Origin of the sequence: Amaricoccus tamworthensis (assembly GCF_049800875.1) — a bacterium.
Classification (GTDB): Bacteria; Pseudomonadota; Alphaproteobacteria; order Rhodobacterales; family Rhodobacteraceae; genus Amaricoccus; species Amaricoccus tamworthensis.
Genome location: NZ_JBNAFV010000002.1, coordinates 296,810 through 312,102 on the forward strand (window position 1 = coordinate 296,810; position 15,293 = coordinate 312,102).

At 64.6% G+C, this 15,293-nt stretch carries 13 protein-coding genes and 1 riboswitch; of the genes, 10 read left to right on the forward strand and 3 right to left on the reverse strand.

Annotated elements, in window-relative coordinates:
- Positions 1-5 precede the first annotated feature (5 nt).
- The 5 genes from ACP15P_RS05775 to cobM are packed head-to-tail and all read left to right on the forward strand — an operon-like array spanning position 6 to position 5,115.
- A complete protein-coding gene (locus ACP15P_RS05775) occupies positions 6-653 on the forward strand; it encodes a precorrin-8X methylmutase (protein WP_424927556.1) in 648 nt (215 codons plus the stop codon).
- Positions 650-1,843 carry a precorrin-6y C5,15-methyltransferase (decarboxylating) subunit CbiE gene (gene cbiE, locus ACP15P_RS05780; RefSeq protein ID WP_424927557.1) on the forward strand — a complete coding sequence of 398 codons (1,194 nt, stop codon included), beginning with the start codon at positions 650-652 and terminating at the stop codon, positions 1,841-1,843. Before ACP15P_RS05775 ends, cbiE begins: the two co-directional genes overlap by 4 nt.
- Positions 1,840-2,538, forward strand: coding sequence for a precorrin-2 C(20)-methyltransferase (gene cobI / locus ACP15P_RS05785; protein ID WP_424927558.1), 699 nt, complete (start codon positions 1,840-1,842; stop codon positions 2,536-2,538). Before cbiE ends, cobI begins: the two co-directional genes overlap by 4 nt.
- Positions 2,531-4,342 (forward strand): precorrin-3B C(17)-methyltransferase, encoded by a 1,812-nt coding sequence (cobJ, locus tag ACP15P_RS05790; RefSeq protein WP_424927559.1) that lies wholly within the window; start codon positions 2,531-2,533, stop codon positions 4,340-4,342. The genes cobI and cobJ overlap by 8 nt, the downstream gene beginning before the upstream one ends.
- Positions 4,339-5,115 carry a precorrin-4 C(11)-methyltransferase gene (gene cobM, locus ACP15P_RS05795; protein ID WP_424927560.1) on the forward strand — a complete coding sequence of 259 codons (777 nt, stop codon included), beginning with the start codon at positions 4,339-4,341 and terminating at the stop codon, positions 5,113-5,115. The genes cobJ and cobM overlap by 4 nt, the downstream gene beginning before the upstream one ends.
- 75 nt (positions 5,116-5,190) lie before the next feature.
- Here the strand turns inward: cobM and ACP15P_RS05800 are convergent, their stop codons facing one another.
- From ACP15P_RS05800 to cobA, 3 genes are all read right to left on the reverse strand, one after another.
- Positions 5,191-7,137 carry a TonB-dependent receptor domain-containing protein gene (locus tag ACP15P_RS05800; RefSeq protein ID WP_424927561.1) on the reverse strand — a complete coding sequence of 649 codons (1,947 nt, stop codon included), beginning with the start codon at positions 7,135-7,137 and terminating at the stop codon, positions 5,191-5,193.
- Positions 7,138-7,347: 210 nt separating this feature from the next.
- Positions 7,348-8,637: a cobyrinic acid a,c-diamide synthase CobB gene (locus ACP15P_RS05805; RefSeq protein ID WP_424927562.1), complete on the reverse strand. Its 1,290-nt coding sequence runs from the start codon at positions 8,635-8,637 to the stop codon at positions 7,348-7,350.
- On the reverse strand, positions 8,634-9,491 hold the full coding sequence (cobA, locus tag ACP15P_RS05810; RefSeq protein WP_424927563.1) for a uroporphyrinogen-III C-methyltransferase: 858 nt from the start codon (positions 9,489-9,491) through the stop codon (positions 8,634-8,636). The genes ACP15P_RS05805 and cobA overlap by 4 nt, the downstream gene beginning before the upstream one ends.
- Before the next feature lie 292 nt (positions 9,492-9,783).
- On the opposite strand from cobA, the gene ACP15P_RS05815 reads away from it, so the two are divergent.
- The 5 genes from ACP15P_RS05815 (at position 9,784) to cobW (ending at position 15,291) form a co-directional block, all read left to right on the forward strand.
- A complete protein-coding gene (locus ACP15P_RS05815; protein ID WP_424927564.1) occupies positions 9,784-10,266 on the forward strand; it encodes a YbjN domain-containing protein in 483 nt (160 codons plus the stop codon).
- An 81-nt stretch (positions 10,267-10,347) separates the two neighbouring features.
- On the forward strand, positions 10,348-11,421 hold the full coding sequence (locus ACP15P_RS05820; RefSeq protein WP_424927565.1) for a cobalt-precorrin-5B (C(1))-methyltransferase: 1,074 nt from the start codon (positions 10,348-10,350) through the stop codon (positions 11,419-11,421).
- On the forward strand, positions 11,418-12,158 hold the full coding sequence (locus ACP15P_RS05825) for a cobalt-precorrin-6A reductase (protein WP_424927566.1): 741 nt from the start codon (positions 11,418-11,420) through the stop codon (positions 12,156-12,158). The genes ACP15P_RS05820 and ACP15P_RS05825 overlap by 4 nt, the downstream gene beginning before the upstream one ends.
- A gap of 64 nt (positions 12,159-12,222) precedes the next feature.
- A complete protein-coding gene (locus tag ACP15P_RS05830) occupies positions 12,223-13,512 on the forward strand; it encodes a PQQ-dependent sugar dehydrogenase (protein WP_424927567.1) in 1,290 nt (429 codons plus the stop codon).
- 373 nt (positions 13,513-13,885) lie between these two features.
- Positions 13,886-14,097, forward strand: a riboswitch (cobalamin riboswitch).
- Between the two features lie 120 nt (positions 14,098-14,217).
- Positions 14,218-15,291 (forward strand): cobalamin biosynthesis protein CobW, encoded by a 1,074-nt coding sequence (gene cobW / locus ACP15P_RS05835; protein WP_424927568.1) that lies wholly within the window; start codon positions 14,218-14,220, stop codon positions 15,289-15,291.
- The last annotated feature ends 2 nt before the right edge of the window (positions 15,292-15,293 follow it).

The following is a 15,293-nucleotide window of genomic DNA, read 5'->3' on the forward strand; positions in this document are numbered from 1 at the left end:
GCACCGTGTCGCCTTTCCCGCCATATGAGCGCGACCCGGCGCGGATTTATGAGGCGAGTTTCCGCATCATTGAGGCCGAGACCAATTTTTCCGAGCTTCCCCCGGGGCTGCGCCCGCTGGCGACACGCCTGATCCATTCCTGTGGCATGGTGGACATTGTCCATGACCTGCGTTTTGGCGGCGATCCCCTGGCCGCGGGACGCGCCGCGATAGCCGCCCGCAAGCCCATCCTGTGTGACGCCGAGATGGTCGCCCGCGGCATCATAACCCGCGCATTGCCCGACGGTTTGACACCAACCGTCACCCTTAACGATCCGTCCGTGCCCGATCTTGCCAGGCGCCTCGGCACCACGAGGTCCGCCGCCGCCGTGGAACTCTGGCGCGACCATATTGAGGGGGCAATCGTCGTCATCGGCAATGCTCCCACAGCCCTGTTTCACCTGCTTGAACGCCTGGGCCAGGACTGGCCGAAACCCGCCCTGATCCTCGGGTTCCCGGTAGGCTTTGTTGGAGCCGCCGAGAGCAAGGATGCGCTCGCGCGGTATCGCCACGACGTTCCGTTCCTGACGCTTCTCGGCCGACGCGGAGGGTCCGCCATGGCGGCCGCGGCCGTCAACGCACTGACCCTTGGCCTGAAGGGCGACGGTACGTGACCGCCTGGCTCGACATCATCGGCATCGGCGAGGACGGCCTGGACGGTTTACACCCGGCCACGCTCACCCGCCTGCAAACCGCCGAGGTCATCATCGGCGGCGCCCGTCACCACGACCTCACCGAAGGCTTCAGCGCCGAACGCATCAAATGGCCGTCTCCCTTCTGCGCCCTGGTCGACGAGATCAAATCCTGGCGCGGCCGCCGCGTCTGCGTCCTCGTTACCGGCGACCCGCTCTGGTTTTCCGCCGGCGCCATCATCGGACGCGCGCTGGAGCCCGGCGAGGTCACGTTCCATCCGCAGATCTCCGCCTTCCAGTTCGCTGCCGCCCGCATGGGCTGGAGCCTTGCGGATCTTGAGACCGTCACCGTCCACGGCCGCCCCGCGGAGCAGATCCTCGCGGGCTTCTACCCAAACGCCCGTCTGCTGATCCTCACCCGCGATGGTGACACGCCTGCGGAGATCGCCAAACTCCTCACGGATAACGGCTTCGGCCGCAGCCGCATGACGGTCCTCGGCGCGCTGGGCGGGCCAAATGAGACCCGCATCGACGGTATCGCCGCCACCTGGGACGCCACATCGCCGGATTTCCACACCCTTGCGGTGGAATGCATCGCCGAACCGGGGGCGCGACTACTTCCACTGACCGGACTGCCAGATGACGCCTTCGAGCATGACGGCCGCATGACCAAGCGCGAGGTTCGCGCCATCACGCTCGCCTCGCTCGACCCCAGACGCGGCGGCATGCTCTGGGACATTGGCTGCGGCTGCGGCTCGGTGTCTGTCGAATGGATGCGGGCTGGTCGTGACGCCCGCGCCATCGGCCTTGAGCCCCGCGCCGACCGCCGTGCCATGGCCGCCACCAACGCAACCCGCCTCGGCGCCCCCGCGCTGAAACTCATCGACACCACCGCCCCGGATGGCCTCGCCGATCTGCCCGCACCCGATGCCATTTTCATCGGCGGTGGCCTCACCGCGGAAACGGTCGACATCGCACTCAACGCGCTTTCCCCCGGAGGCCGCCTCGTTGCCAACGCCGTAACGCTCGAATCCGAGACCATCCTCATGGACCTCCACGCCCGCCACGGCGGCGAACTCTCCCGCATCGCCGTCTCCCGCGCAAAACCCGTGGGTGGCTATCGTGGCTGGCGTCCCATGATGCCCGTCACGCAATGGGTGAAAACCGTATGACCGGAACACTTTACGGCGTCGGCGTCGGCCCCGGCGACCCCGAACTGCTGACCCTAAAGGCCCATCGCCTGATCTCGAATGCAGAGGTCATAGCCTATCCCGCCCCAGACAGCGGCGAGAGCTTCGCCCGCCGCATCGTGGCTGAACACATCCCCGCAACAGCCCGCGAGATCCCCATCGTCGTCCCCATGCGCGCCGCAAGGTTCCCCGCCCAGGAGGTCTATGACGAAGCCGCGCGGACCCTCGCCACCGAACTCGACCAGGGCCGCGACGTGATCGTCCTCTGCGAAGGCGACCCGTTTTTCTACGGCTCGTTCATGTACCTTTTTGCCCGCCTGGCCGAACGGTTCCCGACCACCATCATCCCGGGCGTCAGTTCCCTCGGCGCTGTCACCGCGGCGGCGCAAAAGCCCCTCTGCGCCCGCGAGGAAATCCTCACGGTCCTGCCCGCGACCCTGCCGGAAGACATCCTCCACGAACGCCTCTCCCGCGCCAATGCCGCCGCCATCATGAAACTCGGCCGCCATTTCACCAAGGCCCGGACGGTCGTCGACCGGCTTGGCCTCACCGGCCGTGCCATGTTCGTCCGCCACGCCTCGCTCCCCGAACAGCATGTCTGCCCGCTGGCCGACGCGCCGGAGGAGGCCCCGTATTTCTCAATGATCCTGCTGCCCGGAAGGGATGCCCATGTCTGAACCCGGCCCCGTCGTCGTCTGCAATCTCGCCTCCGCCCATGACACCGCCCGCCGGGTCGGGGACCTGACCGGCGCGCGCCTCGACATGCGCGGCAGTGATTTTGCCGATACGGCACCACATCTACGCGACCTCTTCGAGGCTGGCCACGCCATCATTGGCATCATGTCCTCCGGCATCCTGATCCGCGCCCTGGCCCCATCCTTGGGCGACAAACGCTCCGAGCCTCCCGTGCTGGCTGTGGCCGAGGACGCCTCCGCGGTCGTGCCCCTCCTGGGTGGCCATCGCGGCGCAAACGCGCTCGCCCGCCGGATCGCCACCGGCCTTAACACCGGCGCTGCCGTCACTACCGCAGGTGACGTCTCCCTTGGTGTCGCCCTCGATGAACCGCCCGAAGGCTGGCGTCTGGAAAACCCCGAAGCCGCCAAACCCGCTATGGCTGAGCTCCTCCGCGGCACATCCGCGACCCTCTCCGGTGACGCCCCCTGGCTCGCGCCACTGCTCAAGGGCGGAACCGTCACACCCGCGCCTGCGAGTGCGGACGCGCCCGTTGTCCTCTCTGTCGAGGGGAATGAACCTCTGGTCTTCCGCCGCCAGCTATTCGCCCTCGGCGTCGGCTGTGCCCGCGGATGCCCGCCGGACGAACTGATCGCGCTCGTCTCCGCCACTCTTGCGGACGACGGCATTTCCCTGTTCGAGGTGGCCTCCATCCACTCCATTGACCTTAAGGCCGACGAGGCTGCCATCCACGCGCTCGCCGCTCATCTCAACGTCCCGGCCAGCTTTTTCCCCGCCGAGCAGCTTGAAGCCGAAACAGGACGCCTCAAAAACCCCTCCGATGTGGTCTTCGCCGAGGTCGGCTGCCACGGTGTCGCGGAAGGCGCGGCTCTCGCCGCCGCCGGGCAGGGTGCAACCCTCGCAATCGAAAAACACAAATCCGCCAACGCGACCTGCGCGCTCGCCAAAATCACCGGCGAGCCCAGCCAGGGCCAGTCCCGCGGCCGCCTCGCCGTCGTCGGCATCGGCCCCGGCCAGCCCGAATGGCGTACGCCGGAAGCCACGCGCCTGATTGCGGAGGCTGATGAACTCGTCGGCTACGGCCTCTATATCGACCTGCTCGGCCCGGCCGCCAAAGGCAAAATTCGCCACGACTTCCCCCTCGGCGACGAGGAGGCCCGCTGCCGCCATGCGCTCGAGGCCGCAGGGCAGGGCCGCAATGTCGCGCTCATCTGCTCGGGCGACGCGGGCATCTATGCCATGGGCGCGCTGGTCATGGAACTGCTCCACCGCGACACCCATAACGGCGGCGTCAGCCCCGCCGCCCGCCGGGTCGAGGTCATCCACGCCCCCGGCATTTCCGCCCTCCAGGCCGCATCGGCCCGCGCGGGTGCCATGCTCGGCCACGATTTCTGCGCCATCTCGCTCTCCGATCTCCTGACCCCGCGCGAGGACATCCAAAAACGCATCCGTGCCGCCGCCGAGGGTGATTTCGTGATCGCCTTCTACAACCCGGTGTCCAAACGCCGCCGCACCCTGCTGGCCGAGGCCCGCGAGGTGCTGCTGCAACACCGGCCCGCCGACACACCGGTTCTGCTCGCTTCCAGCTTGGGGCGACCGGAGGAAAAACTGGTCCTGCGCACCCTCGGTGAACTCTCGGTGGATGAGGTCGACATGCTCACCATCGTACTGGTCGGTGCCTCCACCTCAAAAACCGTACAGACCGGCGACATCTCCGCCGGCGCAAACGGCACGATGATTTACACACCCCGCGGTTACGCGAAGAAAATGGACGGAGTCCCGTCATGACAGTCTACTTCATTGGTGCCGGCCCCGGCGATCCCGATCTCATCACGGTCAAGGGCCAGCGCCTGATTTCCCGCTGCCCGGTCTGCCTCTATGCCGGCTCCCTGGTCCCCGAAGCCGTTGTGGACTGCGCTCCTGAAGGGGCGCGTGTCATGGACACCGCGCCCATGGCGCTAGATGAGATCATCGATGAAATCGCAAAAGCCCATGCCGAGGGTCAGGACGTCGCACGTGTCCACTCGGGCGACCCGTCCCTCTACGGGGCCATCGCCGAGCAGATCCGCCGCCTCAACGCGCTGGGCATCCCGTTCGAGATCATTCCCGGCGTGCCCGCCTACTGCGCCGCCGCCGCCGCCATGGGGCAGGAACTCACCGTGCCGGAGGTCGCGCAGACGGTCATCCTCACCCGCACCGCCATGAAATCCTCCTCCATGCCGGAAGGCGAGGACCTGGCGACGCTAGGAAAATCCCGCGCCACACTCGCCATTCATCTGTCCGTGCGCAACCTGCTGGAGGTCGAACGCCAGCTTGCACCGCTTTACGGCGCCGACTGCCCAGTGATCGTCGCCTACCGTGTCGGCTGGCCCGACGAGATGTTCCTGCGCGGCACGCTCTCGGACATCCGCGAAAAAGTGCGGGCGGAGAAACTCACCCGCACCGCGCTCGTCTTTGTGGGCCGCGTCTTTGAGGAAACCGAATTCCCCGACAGCGCCCTCTACGACGCCGCTCAACCGCACATTCTCCGGCCGAAGCGGAAGGTGGCGGCCCCGGCCTGACGGATCGGCGCAGCCTCGGCTCACCGCGAAAGTTAAAACGCCCCGGCCCAACCCCGTCAGGCCGGAGCGTCAAACTCAGAACTTCAGCGAAGCCGTCACGAAGAGACTGCGGCCCGGCTCGTTCAGCGGAACGACATTCGCAAGACCCGTGCCATCCGCGCCGCGGGCGACATAGGTCTCGTCAAACAGGTTCCGCGCATCCACCCGGAACTCGACATTCTCAAACCGCTGCGGAACGTAGGCCGCGTAGAGGTTTACAACCTCATAGGCGTCCAGCGCCTCGGTTCCGAGTGCCGCGTTTTCCGTGTCGTCGTTCTTCAGCGCGAATTCCGCACTGCCACCGATGGTGATCTCCGGCGTGACCTCATATCCGGCCAGCACGCCAATGATGTGACCCACCGGACGTCCATAGTAATAGGCCGTGGTTCCAATGGTCTCTCCGTCCATCTCGACATCGGCATAGGTGTAGTTAACCTGCGCAAACGCCCGCGTCGTATTGTAGGTCAGCGACGCATCAATACCCTGGGAGGTCACGTCCGACTTTTCACGGGCCGCGGTCAGCACGTCATTCACATCAAGGATCTCGGTGTAGAACAGCGCACCGCTGGCCGTCCACGCGCCATACTCATAGCGCAGACCCATGCGGGCGTTGTTGGCACGGGAGGTCTCCGGATCACCGTACACCCAGGCACCGCCCAGATTGATCAGCGAGGCCTCGCTCAACTCATAACCACCAAAGCTCGACGCACCACCGATGTTAAACGTCAGACTGTCCGTCAGGATGTAGTCCGCCTGCGCGTTCACGCTGATGCCCGTGTCGCTGTAGTCATCACCGCTGGCCAATTCAAAGGTCTGATGGTCGACGCGCGCGCCATAGGACAGCGACAGCCGTGCGCCAACGTCCTGCCGCATCTGGGCATAGATACCAACGCTGTCGAGGGTTTCCTTCTCTTCCGGCGTGGTGAGCGGGCTTTCCGGTGTGGCCGTGTCATGGAAGAAATCGGCACCGGCCGTCAGAGCCCCCGAGCCGATATAGAACTCGTTCTCGATCTTACCGCTGAGGCTTGCGTTCGTCCCGATGGCCGCTCCCGCCTCAACATACTGCTCGTTGTAGCTCAGCTGGATGGTCGGTGCGAAAATGCCGGTGGGCTGCTCATCGGTATAGGTGAAGGTATAGGACGTGCGTTTGGACTCGGCGGGCAGATAAACACTGTCCCGGCCAACAACACCCGCAAAATCCGGCCGTGCATAGTAGAGCCCGCCAGGCCCCAACTGCATGGCGCGATCACCCGTGTCCTTCGTCTCATCCGCCGAAAACTCCAGGCGCTTGCCGGTTTCGGTAGTAAAGGCGAACTTGCCGATCAGTGAGGTCAGGTCCGGCTCCGTCCCCGGCACAACGTTGCCCGATCCGTCCTCGTAGTCATCACCGGTCAGCCGGGTCCCGCTCAGCAGATACTCGAACCCGCTATTGGAGCCGAAAAGGGTCAGCGCGCTGCGCAGGCTGTTGCCGTTGTCGCCATAGCTCAGCGTGGCCTGACCACCAAACTCCTGACCGGGCAGCAGCAGATCCCGTGCATCCATTGTCTCATAGGCAATCACACCGGCCAGCGCGCCAGGCCCCGCATCCGCCGGGGCGATACCCGAACTCACCTCAACCTGTTTCAGCAGTGTGGGGTCCATCAGAACGTTGCCGGTATGGTGGAACGCCGACTTGTTCTGCCGGGCCCCGTCGATGGTGACGGAGAGCAGGCTTTCCTCGATACCGTGAACCAGAACCTTCTGCGCGATCGCGGCACCGCCCGACGAAATGATCTCCGACTGGCCAACAAACACGTCAGCCATCGAGGACGGGTTGGCTGCCTCAATCGTCTCGCGGTCAATCATGGTATTGCCGAGTGTCGTCTGGGCGTCCTCCGCCTCAACGCGAATGGGATCGAGTACGAAACTTTCCTGTGCCGCTGCCGCATGGGCACAAAAAACCGCTGCCGACGCAAGCAGCGCCGCTTTCCTGGAGTAAGCCATGAATACCTTTCCTGACTTTTGCTTTTGCGAAATCAGTTGGCTGCAGGCAAAACGTCCGGTGGCTTACTTCGGGACGGCGATAGGTTTCCATATAAAATTAGTCAAGTATTAACTTTTCGATTTCGGCTGGACTGTGGCAAAAACTGAACGAAAGCGTTTCGGAGGACGTACCACCATCAAGCCGCCTGGCCGGACATGCGGAACCGGCCGCTAACCGCCTGAAATCACATGCGCAAACGACCCGCCAACTTTGGCACGCGCAAGCCCCATCGGCCCAACCGACTCTCCTGATGCGTCTGTGGCCATAAACAGCGGTTCGGCCTCACCGGTCTCAACCGTGGTCGCATAGTGAAATTCATGCGCCTTCAACCGACCCTTCCACGGGGAATCCCGACCACAGGCCAAATTGCGGTATCCCAAAGTCAGACGTCGCTCCGCGAACGAGGTCGTCAGCGGCAGCAAGTCGCACATGCGATGCCTTTCGCCGTCCGCATCAATTAGGCCCTCACCAAGAGCCATGAAACCACCACACTCGCCATAGACCCGTGCCCCCCGCGCGGCAGCCTTGCGAACGCCCGCAATAAATCCTTCACGGGACGCAAGCCTGCCCGCATGAAGTTCCGGATATCCTCCCGGCAGGAAAACCATGTCAGCACGTTCGTCGGGGGCCTCGTCCGCCAGCGGAGAAAACGGAATGATTTCCGCCCCCTGCGCCCGCCAGTCGCTGAGCATATGCGGATAGGCAAAGGCAAAAGCCACGTCCCGCGCCACTGCAATGCGCTGCCCGGGTGCTGCCAGCTTCGCGTGTGCCGCAGTATAAAGGGGAAGCGGTCTGGCCATCCCCATGAGCCGGTCGAGGTCGATCTCCCGCTCCATCCGTGCAGCTAGGTCGTCCAGATACCCGTCCAGTCCAACGGTCTCTTCCGCCTGCACAAGTCCCAGATGCCGCTCCGGCAGGCTCACTGCGGTATCCCGTCCTATTGCCCCCAGAACCTCAAACCCGGCCTCGCGCAGCGGTCCCTCCGCCATCTCCACATGGCGCGGCGACCCCGCCCGGTTGAGGATGACGCCCGCGATGGTCACGTCCGGCCGCAACGTGCGAAGCCCCGCTACCGGCAATACCGCCGACTGCCCCAGCCTGGAGATGTCCAAAACAATCACCAGCGGAAACCCGAGATGTGCCGCCAGATCCGCGACCGATCCCTGGCCATTCCGCGCCGCATCGAGCACACCCATCGCGCCCTCGACCACCAGAAGGTCTCCGCCCTGTTCCATGGCGCGCGACTGCAAATCCAGGCGTGGCATGGCCCAGCCATCCAAATTGATCGAGGGCTTGCCACAGGCGACAGCGTGAAATGCCGGATCAATATAGTCGGGACCACTCTTCGCCGCCCGCACGTCGATCCCCCGTCGCCGATATGCCCGCAGGAGACCCAGCGTCACCGTGGTCTTTCCGGCTCCCGACGAGGGCGCGGCAATTACAAACCCTTTGGCCGTCACGACGCCTCTGGCGTGCCAATCGCCAGCGGGTCCAGATCGCGGGGAGGTTCTCCGCGCAACTGGCTGGCCCAGTCGATGACCTGGCGCATCCGCACCACCTCACCAAGGCAGACAATCGCCGGTGCCTCCACCGCATTGGCCTGCGCATCCGCCGCCGCCCGGCCCAGCGTGGTCTCCAGGACGCTCATCGAGGGCAGGGTGGCATTCGACACAATCGCTACCGGCTCCTCCGCACCACGCCCGGCCTCCAGCAGATTGCCGGTGATCTGCGCCAGGTGTTTGATCGCCATATACATCACCAGAACCGGCGATCCCTTCGCCAGCGCTCCCCAGTCAATCGCCGAAGGCGTCAGCCCGCTCTGGTCATGGCCCGTCAGAAACGTCACCGCCTGATTCACGTCGCGATGCGTCACCGGAATGCCCGCCCATGCGAGCCCTCCGATTCCCGCCGAAACCCCCGGCGTAATCCTGATCGGAATGCCCGCCCGAACCAGGGTCTGCGCTTCCTCACCGCCACGGCCAAACACAAACGGGTCGCCACCCTTCAGCCGCAGCACACGTTTTCCCGCTCTCGACAGCTCAATCAGCCTCAGCGAAATATCCCGCTGCTTCGCGGACGGTTTACCCCCGCGTTTGCCCGCGTATTCCACGACCGCATTCGGCCCCCGCCATTCGAGAATACGGGGCTCCACCAGGGCATCATGCACAATGACATCCGCCTGCCGCAGCGCGTGCAGCCCCAGCAAAGTCATCAGTCCAGGCTCTCCCGGCCCCGCACCAGCCAGCCAGACCAGGCCCGGCGGAAACTCGGGCCAGTCCCCTGGCGGCAAAAACGTATCACGGTCATCACTCATGGCGGAAACAATACCCCGCTCCACGGCCCAGGGCGAGAGCCGAAATGACGGTTTGAGGCCCACGCGCGACGTCTTTTTTGCGGCGGTGGTTTCTGCCTTGTGGTCCGGGCATCCCTGCTGTCGATCCGCCCCTTTGGGAAGTCTACAACCGCCTGCCGAACAGTATTTGTTGGCATGGAGTAAGTCGGACCTATGATTACGACCTCCGAAACGCTCCAAAGGACGAAAATCTTTACAAACCGGCTCGGCTCTGACAGCCTTTCAATAATGTCAGGGGGGAGGGGCAGGCCACATGTTTTCCAGAACCGTGCTTCTTTCAGCGGCGTTTGCACTTCCGACCGCTTGCACCAACATGGTCACCCCGAACGAGATCCTGGATGCCAACGATGTGGAAAAGATCGCCGCAATCGCCAACGGCTATGGCTCGACCATGGTGTCCACCGACAATTTCGGAGATCCGCTGATTGAGGGACGCATCGAGGGTATCTACTACGCGGTGCTGTTTTTCGGCTGTGAAAACGGCGGCGACTGCCAGGGCATTGAGATGTTCGCCCGGTGGGAGGATGTTGACGGCATTACCCTCAAACAAATCAATACCTGGAACCACGACATGCGGTTTGCCAAGGCATATATAGATACGGATGGTGTGCCCGCGGTCGAGATGGACGTAAATCTCCTCAATGGCGTGCGTGCGTCAAACCTCGATATCAGTTTTGACTACTGGTCGATCCTTCTGGTCAGCCTCGACAGTTATCTCAGGGAACGCGGCTCCTAGGTCGTTGTGCCCCGCGGTGACGCAATCAGGCGCCCGCGCTTTTTCCTGTAGTGTCATGCCGTTGGCCGCTATACCGGCAACATGACACGCAAACCCGACGGACCTCTCAGAACCGGCTTCACCACGGGCGCCTGCGCCACGGCGGCCACTGCGGCGGCGGTCGAGGTTCTGTTTGGCGGCCCCTGGCAGCCCCGTGTCGAAATCACGCTCCCCCGCGGCCAGCGGGTCACGTTCGACCTGGCCGAACGCGGTGACGGTCCAGGCTGGGCGCGGGCCGGTATCGTCAAGGACGCGGGCGACGACCCCGATGTCACCCACGGCGCGACGATCCTTGCAACCACCCGTCACGGCAAGCCGGACAGCGGCGTGACATTTGTGGCGGGCGAGGGCGTTGGCACGGTCACAAAACCCGGCCTGCCAATCGAGCCAGGTGAGCCCGCGATCAACCCTGTCCCCCGACGCATGATGCGCGAGACGGTGGAACGCATCGCCGCAGGCTGGGGCGTGCCGCCGGATGTGGAGATCGAAGTGTCGGTCCCAAGGGGCAGGGAAATAGCACTCAACACTTGGAACGGGCGCCTCGGCATCGTCGGCGGCCTGTCCATTCTCGGCACAACCGGGATTGTCCGCCCCTTTTCCTGTGCCGCCTGGATCGCATCCATTCACCGCGGCATCGACGTGGCCCGCGCCGCCGGGCTGCCCCATGTGGTCGGTTCGACCGGTGCCACCTCCGAGAAAACCGCACAGGCCCATTTCGGCCTCGACACCTCCGCCATGCTCGACATGGGCGATTTTGCCGGCGGAATGCTCAAATACCTCGCGAAACACCCGGTCGCCCGTGTGACCGTCGCGGGGGGCTTCGGCAAACTGACCAAGCTCGCCCAAGGGCGTCTCGACCTCCATTCGGCCCGGTCCCGCGTCGATTTCGACCAGTTGGCGGATGTGGCGGCTTCCGTTGGGGCCGACCGCGCGGAAATCGCCGCCTGCAACACCGCCAAGCAGGCACTCGATATCGTCGGACCACCCCTCGCCCAGGCAATCGCCCTGCGGGCCGCCGTCACCGCCCGCGCGGTGGTCGCATCCGCACCGATCGCTGTCGATGTCCTCGTGATCGATCGCGCGGGCAACATCGTTGCGGCCACGGACCCGGAATGACCGGGCGCATTCTTGTTCTGGCCGGAACGACCGAGGCCCGCCGGCTCTGCGCTGCCCTTGCCGCCGAAAACCGCGACGTCACGACCTCACTCGCCGGCGTCACGCGATCTCCGGCAGACTACTCGTGTCCCGTGCGTACCGGCGGGTTCGGCGGCGTCGATGGCCTGACCCAATGGCTGCGCGACCACGCCATCTCACACCTGATCGATGCAACCCACCCACATGCGGCCCGAATGCCCCATCACGCCCACGCGGCGGCCATAGCGGCGGGCATCCCGTGTCTGCACCTAAAACGCCTGCCCTGGCCGGTCCGGAAGCATTATCTGCGCGCTACATCTCTGGAACATGCCGCGCACCTGCTCCCAGCGGGAGCGCGCGCGTTCCTGGCAACTGGCGCAATCTCATCTCTCACATTCCACAATCGCGCCGACGTCCATTTCGTCCTGCGCTCCATCGAGCCTCCGCCCAGCCAGTTTCCCGCAGGCAACGCCATATTCCTGAACGCATGCCCCCCCTTCACCCAGGCGGAAGAGGAAAACACCTTCCGCGAACACGCCATCACGCACCTGGTCGTCAAAAACTCCGGCGGAGATGCGGGCCGGGCAAAACTTGATGCCGCCGACGCCCTTGGCATCACAACCGTCATGGTCGACCGTCCGCCTCTGCCACCGGGCGCCAAAACGGTCACGACGGTACGCGCCGCCCTCGACTGGCTTGCCAAACCCGACGCCTGCTGATTTCGCCCTTGGACCGCCCTGCGTCACAGGGTAGGGTCCGCCCCGAGGAGAATTGAGGCACATCATGGATATTATCGCACGCGCAACCACCATCGTCGGTGGCGCCATGGTCCTGTTGCGGCGCGGGTTCGCACCCGACACCCAGGCCATGGGCACATCACCGCAGATCCCCGAAGCCAAAAAACAGGGCATCATGACACTGAAGATGCCAACGGCCAAAGGCTGGGAACCCGGCCACGTCCCGAAATGCGCCGAAGGCCTGAAGGTCAACGCCTTCGCGTCCGAGCTCGAACACCCCCGCTGGATCGAGGTTTTGCCCAACGGCGATGTTTTGGTTGCCGAGGCACTGCAGCAGGCCAACGCGCCCAAGGGGCTCATGGACCACGCCATGCAGGCCACAATGCGCCGTGCCAAAGCCATCGGCGTTTCCGCCAACCGCATCAGCCTGTGGCGCGACGAGGATGGTGACGGCGTCGCCGAAACCCGTCACGTCTTCCTCGAAAACCAGAACCAGCCGTTCGGCATGGCGCTGGTGGACGGCGTATTTTACGTGGGCAACACCGACGGTATCGTGGCCTTTGACTACGAGGATGGCGCAACCAGCCTGAAGGGCGAGGGCAGAAAACTTGTCGATTTCAAACCCGCCGGCCACTGGACCCGCAGTCTGATCGTCTCGCCCGACCGCACCAAAATCTACGCGGGAGTTGGTTCGAAATCCAATATCGGCGACGACGGGATGGAGGCCGAGGAAGGACGCGCCTGTATCTGGGAATACGACATCCCCACCGGCAAGGCCCGCATCTTCGCCTGCGGTCTGCGCAACCCGGTCGGCACCGCCTGGGAGCCGACAACGCAAAAGCTCTGGACCGTGGTCAACGAACGGGACGGCCTTGGCGATGAGACACCGCCAGACTACCTGACCTCCGTTCAGGACGGCGGATTTTACGGCTGGCCCTACTGCTACTGGGGCAAAACCGTGGATGACCGCGTGCCGCAGAACCAGGAGCTTGTGGACCGCGCCATCCAGCCTGACTACGCGCTGGGCGGTCACACCGCCTCGCTCGGTCTTTGCTGGATGCCCGCAGGCACGCTGCCCGGCTTCCCGGACGGCATGTGCATCGGCCAGCACGGCTCCTGGAACCGCTCCACCCTCAGCGGCTACAAACTGATCTTTGTGCCGTTCGAAAACGGGCAGCCATCCGGTCCGCCGCGCGACATCCTCTGGGGCTTCCTGTCGCCGGACGAAAGGGAATCCTACGGCCGTCCCGTAGGCGTCCAGGTCGGCCCCGACGGCAAATCCCTGCTGATGGCCGACGACGTGGGCGACATCATCTGGCGCGTGACGGCGGCGTAAACGTCTCTACGCTTTCGCTCGTCCTCCTGGGGCAGCGACGACTGCGGGTGGCGCAAATGCGCCGCCCGTTTGGCTGTAACGTTATAAAAAACCGTATTCCGATGGCTCGGCCGGGTATTGGGCGAAGGTCCCGCAAACCTCCCGGCGTGTCGGCACGACACGCCATGTCCGACTTTCCCCCAGGGAGGACATCCCTGACGTTGGCGGCTGCTCAATGGTTTCGAGCGTTAACGCGACCCGCGCCTGGCAACCGGGTCGGAGCCCTCCCAAAGTCGGACATGGCGCGTCGTGCCTCAGGTCATGGCATTGGGTGGAGACGGCAATGCCCCCATACACCCCGTCCACCGCCACTTGACACCCGTCAAACTCCGGTCACATAACGGCCCGGCAAGGTTGCCGGTGGGGCCAGTGCCAAACCGGATGAAAAGGGAATGCGCGGGGGCCAAAATCCCAATGCGCAGCCGCCCCCGCGACTGTATGCGGTGAGCCGCTGCCCGGACGCCACTGACACGTTTTTCGTGCCGGGAAGGCGGGCAGGGGCCGTGACCCGCGAGCCAGGAGACCTGCCTCGCACGAGCACCGGCCATGCCGGGCGGGACGTTCACGGGCGGGGTGCCCCGTGGGTGCAGGGGCGGGCCCAAACCGGGCCGCGTTCCCCCGTGATCTGACTGCATCCCACTGAAATGGAGCGTGCAGGAGCAGTACATGGCACAGAAAATCCCGGCCACCGTCGTCACCGGCTTCCTCGGTGCAGGAAAGACCACCCTCATCAAACACCTGCTCGACAACGCGAACGGCAAACGCATCGCGCTCGTCATCAATGAGTTTGGCGATCTTGGCGTCGATGGCGAGATCCTGAAGGGTTGCGGCATCGAGGGCTGCGCCGACGATGACGTGGTCGAACTCTCCAACGGCTGCATCTGCTGCACCGTGGCGGAGGATTTCGTTCCGGCCATGCAAAAACTCATCGAGCGCGACACGCCGCCCGATCACATCGTCATTGAAACCTCCGGCCTCGCCCTGCCACAGCCACTTGTGCGGGCCTTCAACTGGCCCGACATCCGCACCCGCGTTACGGTCGATGGCGTCGTCGCCGTGGTCGACGGCCCCGCCCTGTCCGAGGGCCGCTTTGCCGCCGACGAGGCCGCCGTGGACCGCCAGCGGGGTCTCGATGACACGCTCGACCACGAAACCCCGCTGTCGGAACTTTTCGAGGACCAGCTCGCCTGCGCCGACATGGTGCTGATGAGCAAGGCCGACCTGCTCGACAGTGCCATCTCCGGCCAGCTCGCCACCAGCCTCAAATCCCGCGTCCGGGGTGGCGTCGCCGTGCTGCCCTCCAACATGGGCGCGGTGGATCCCGGCGTGCTTCTGGGGCTCGGCGTCGGGGCCGAGGACGACATGGAAAGCCGCCACGAAATCCATCATCACCATCATCACCATGAGGATGACCACCACCACCACGACCATGAGCACGAACACGGCCATGACGGGTTCGAGAGCTTCGTGGTCACCATGCCCGAACTGGACGACACCGAGGCTTTCCTCGCTCGCGTCTCCCGCACCATCGACACCCACGACCTCCTGCGCGTGAAGGGCTTCGCCGCCGTCGCGGGCAAGCCCATGCGCCTCGTCCTCCAGGCGGTCGGCCCCCGTATCGAAAGCCACTACGACCGGCCTTTTGCGGCGGGTGAGGAGAGGGGGACCAGACTGGTTGTTATCGGCCTGTCCGGTCTTGACCGCGAGAAAATCCTCGCAAACCTCACCCAGGCCGCCTGATC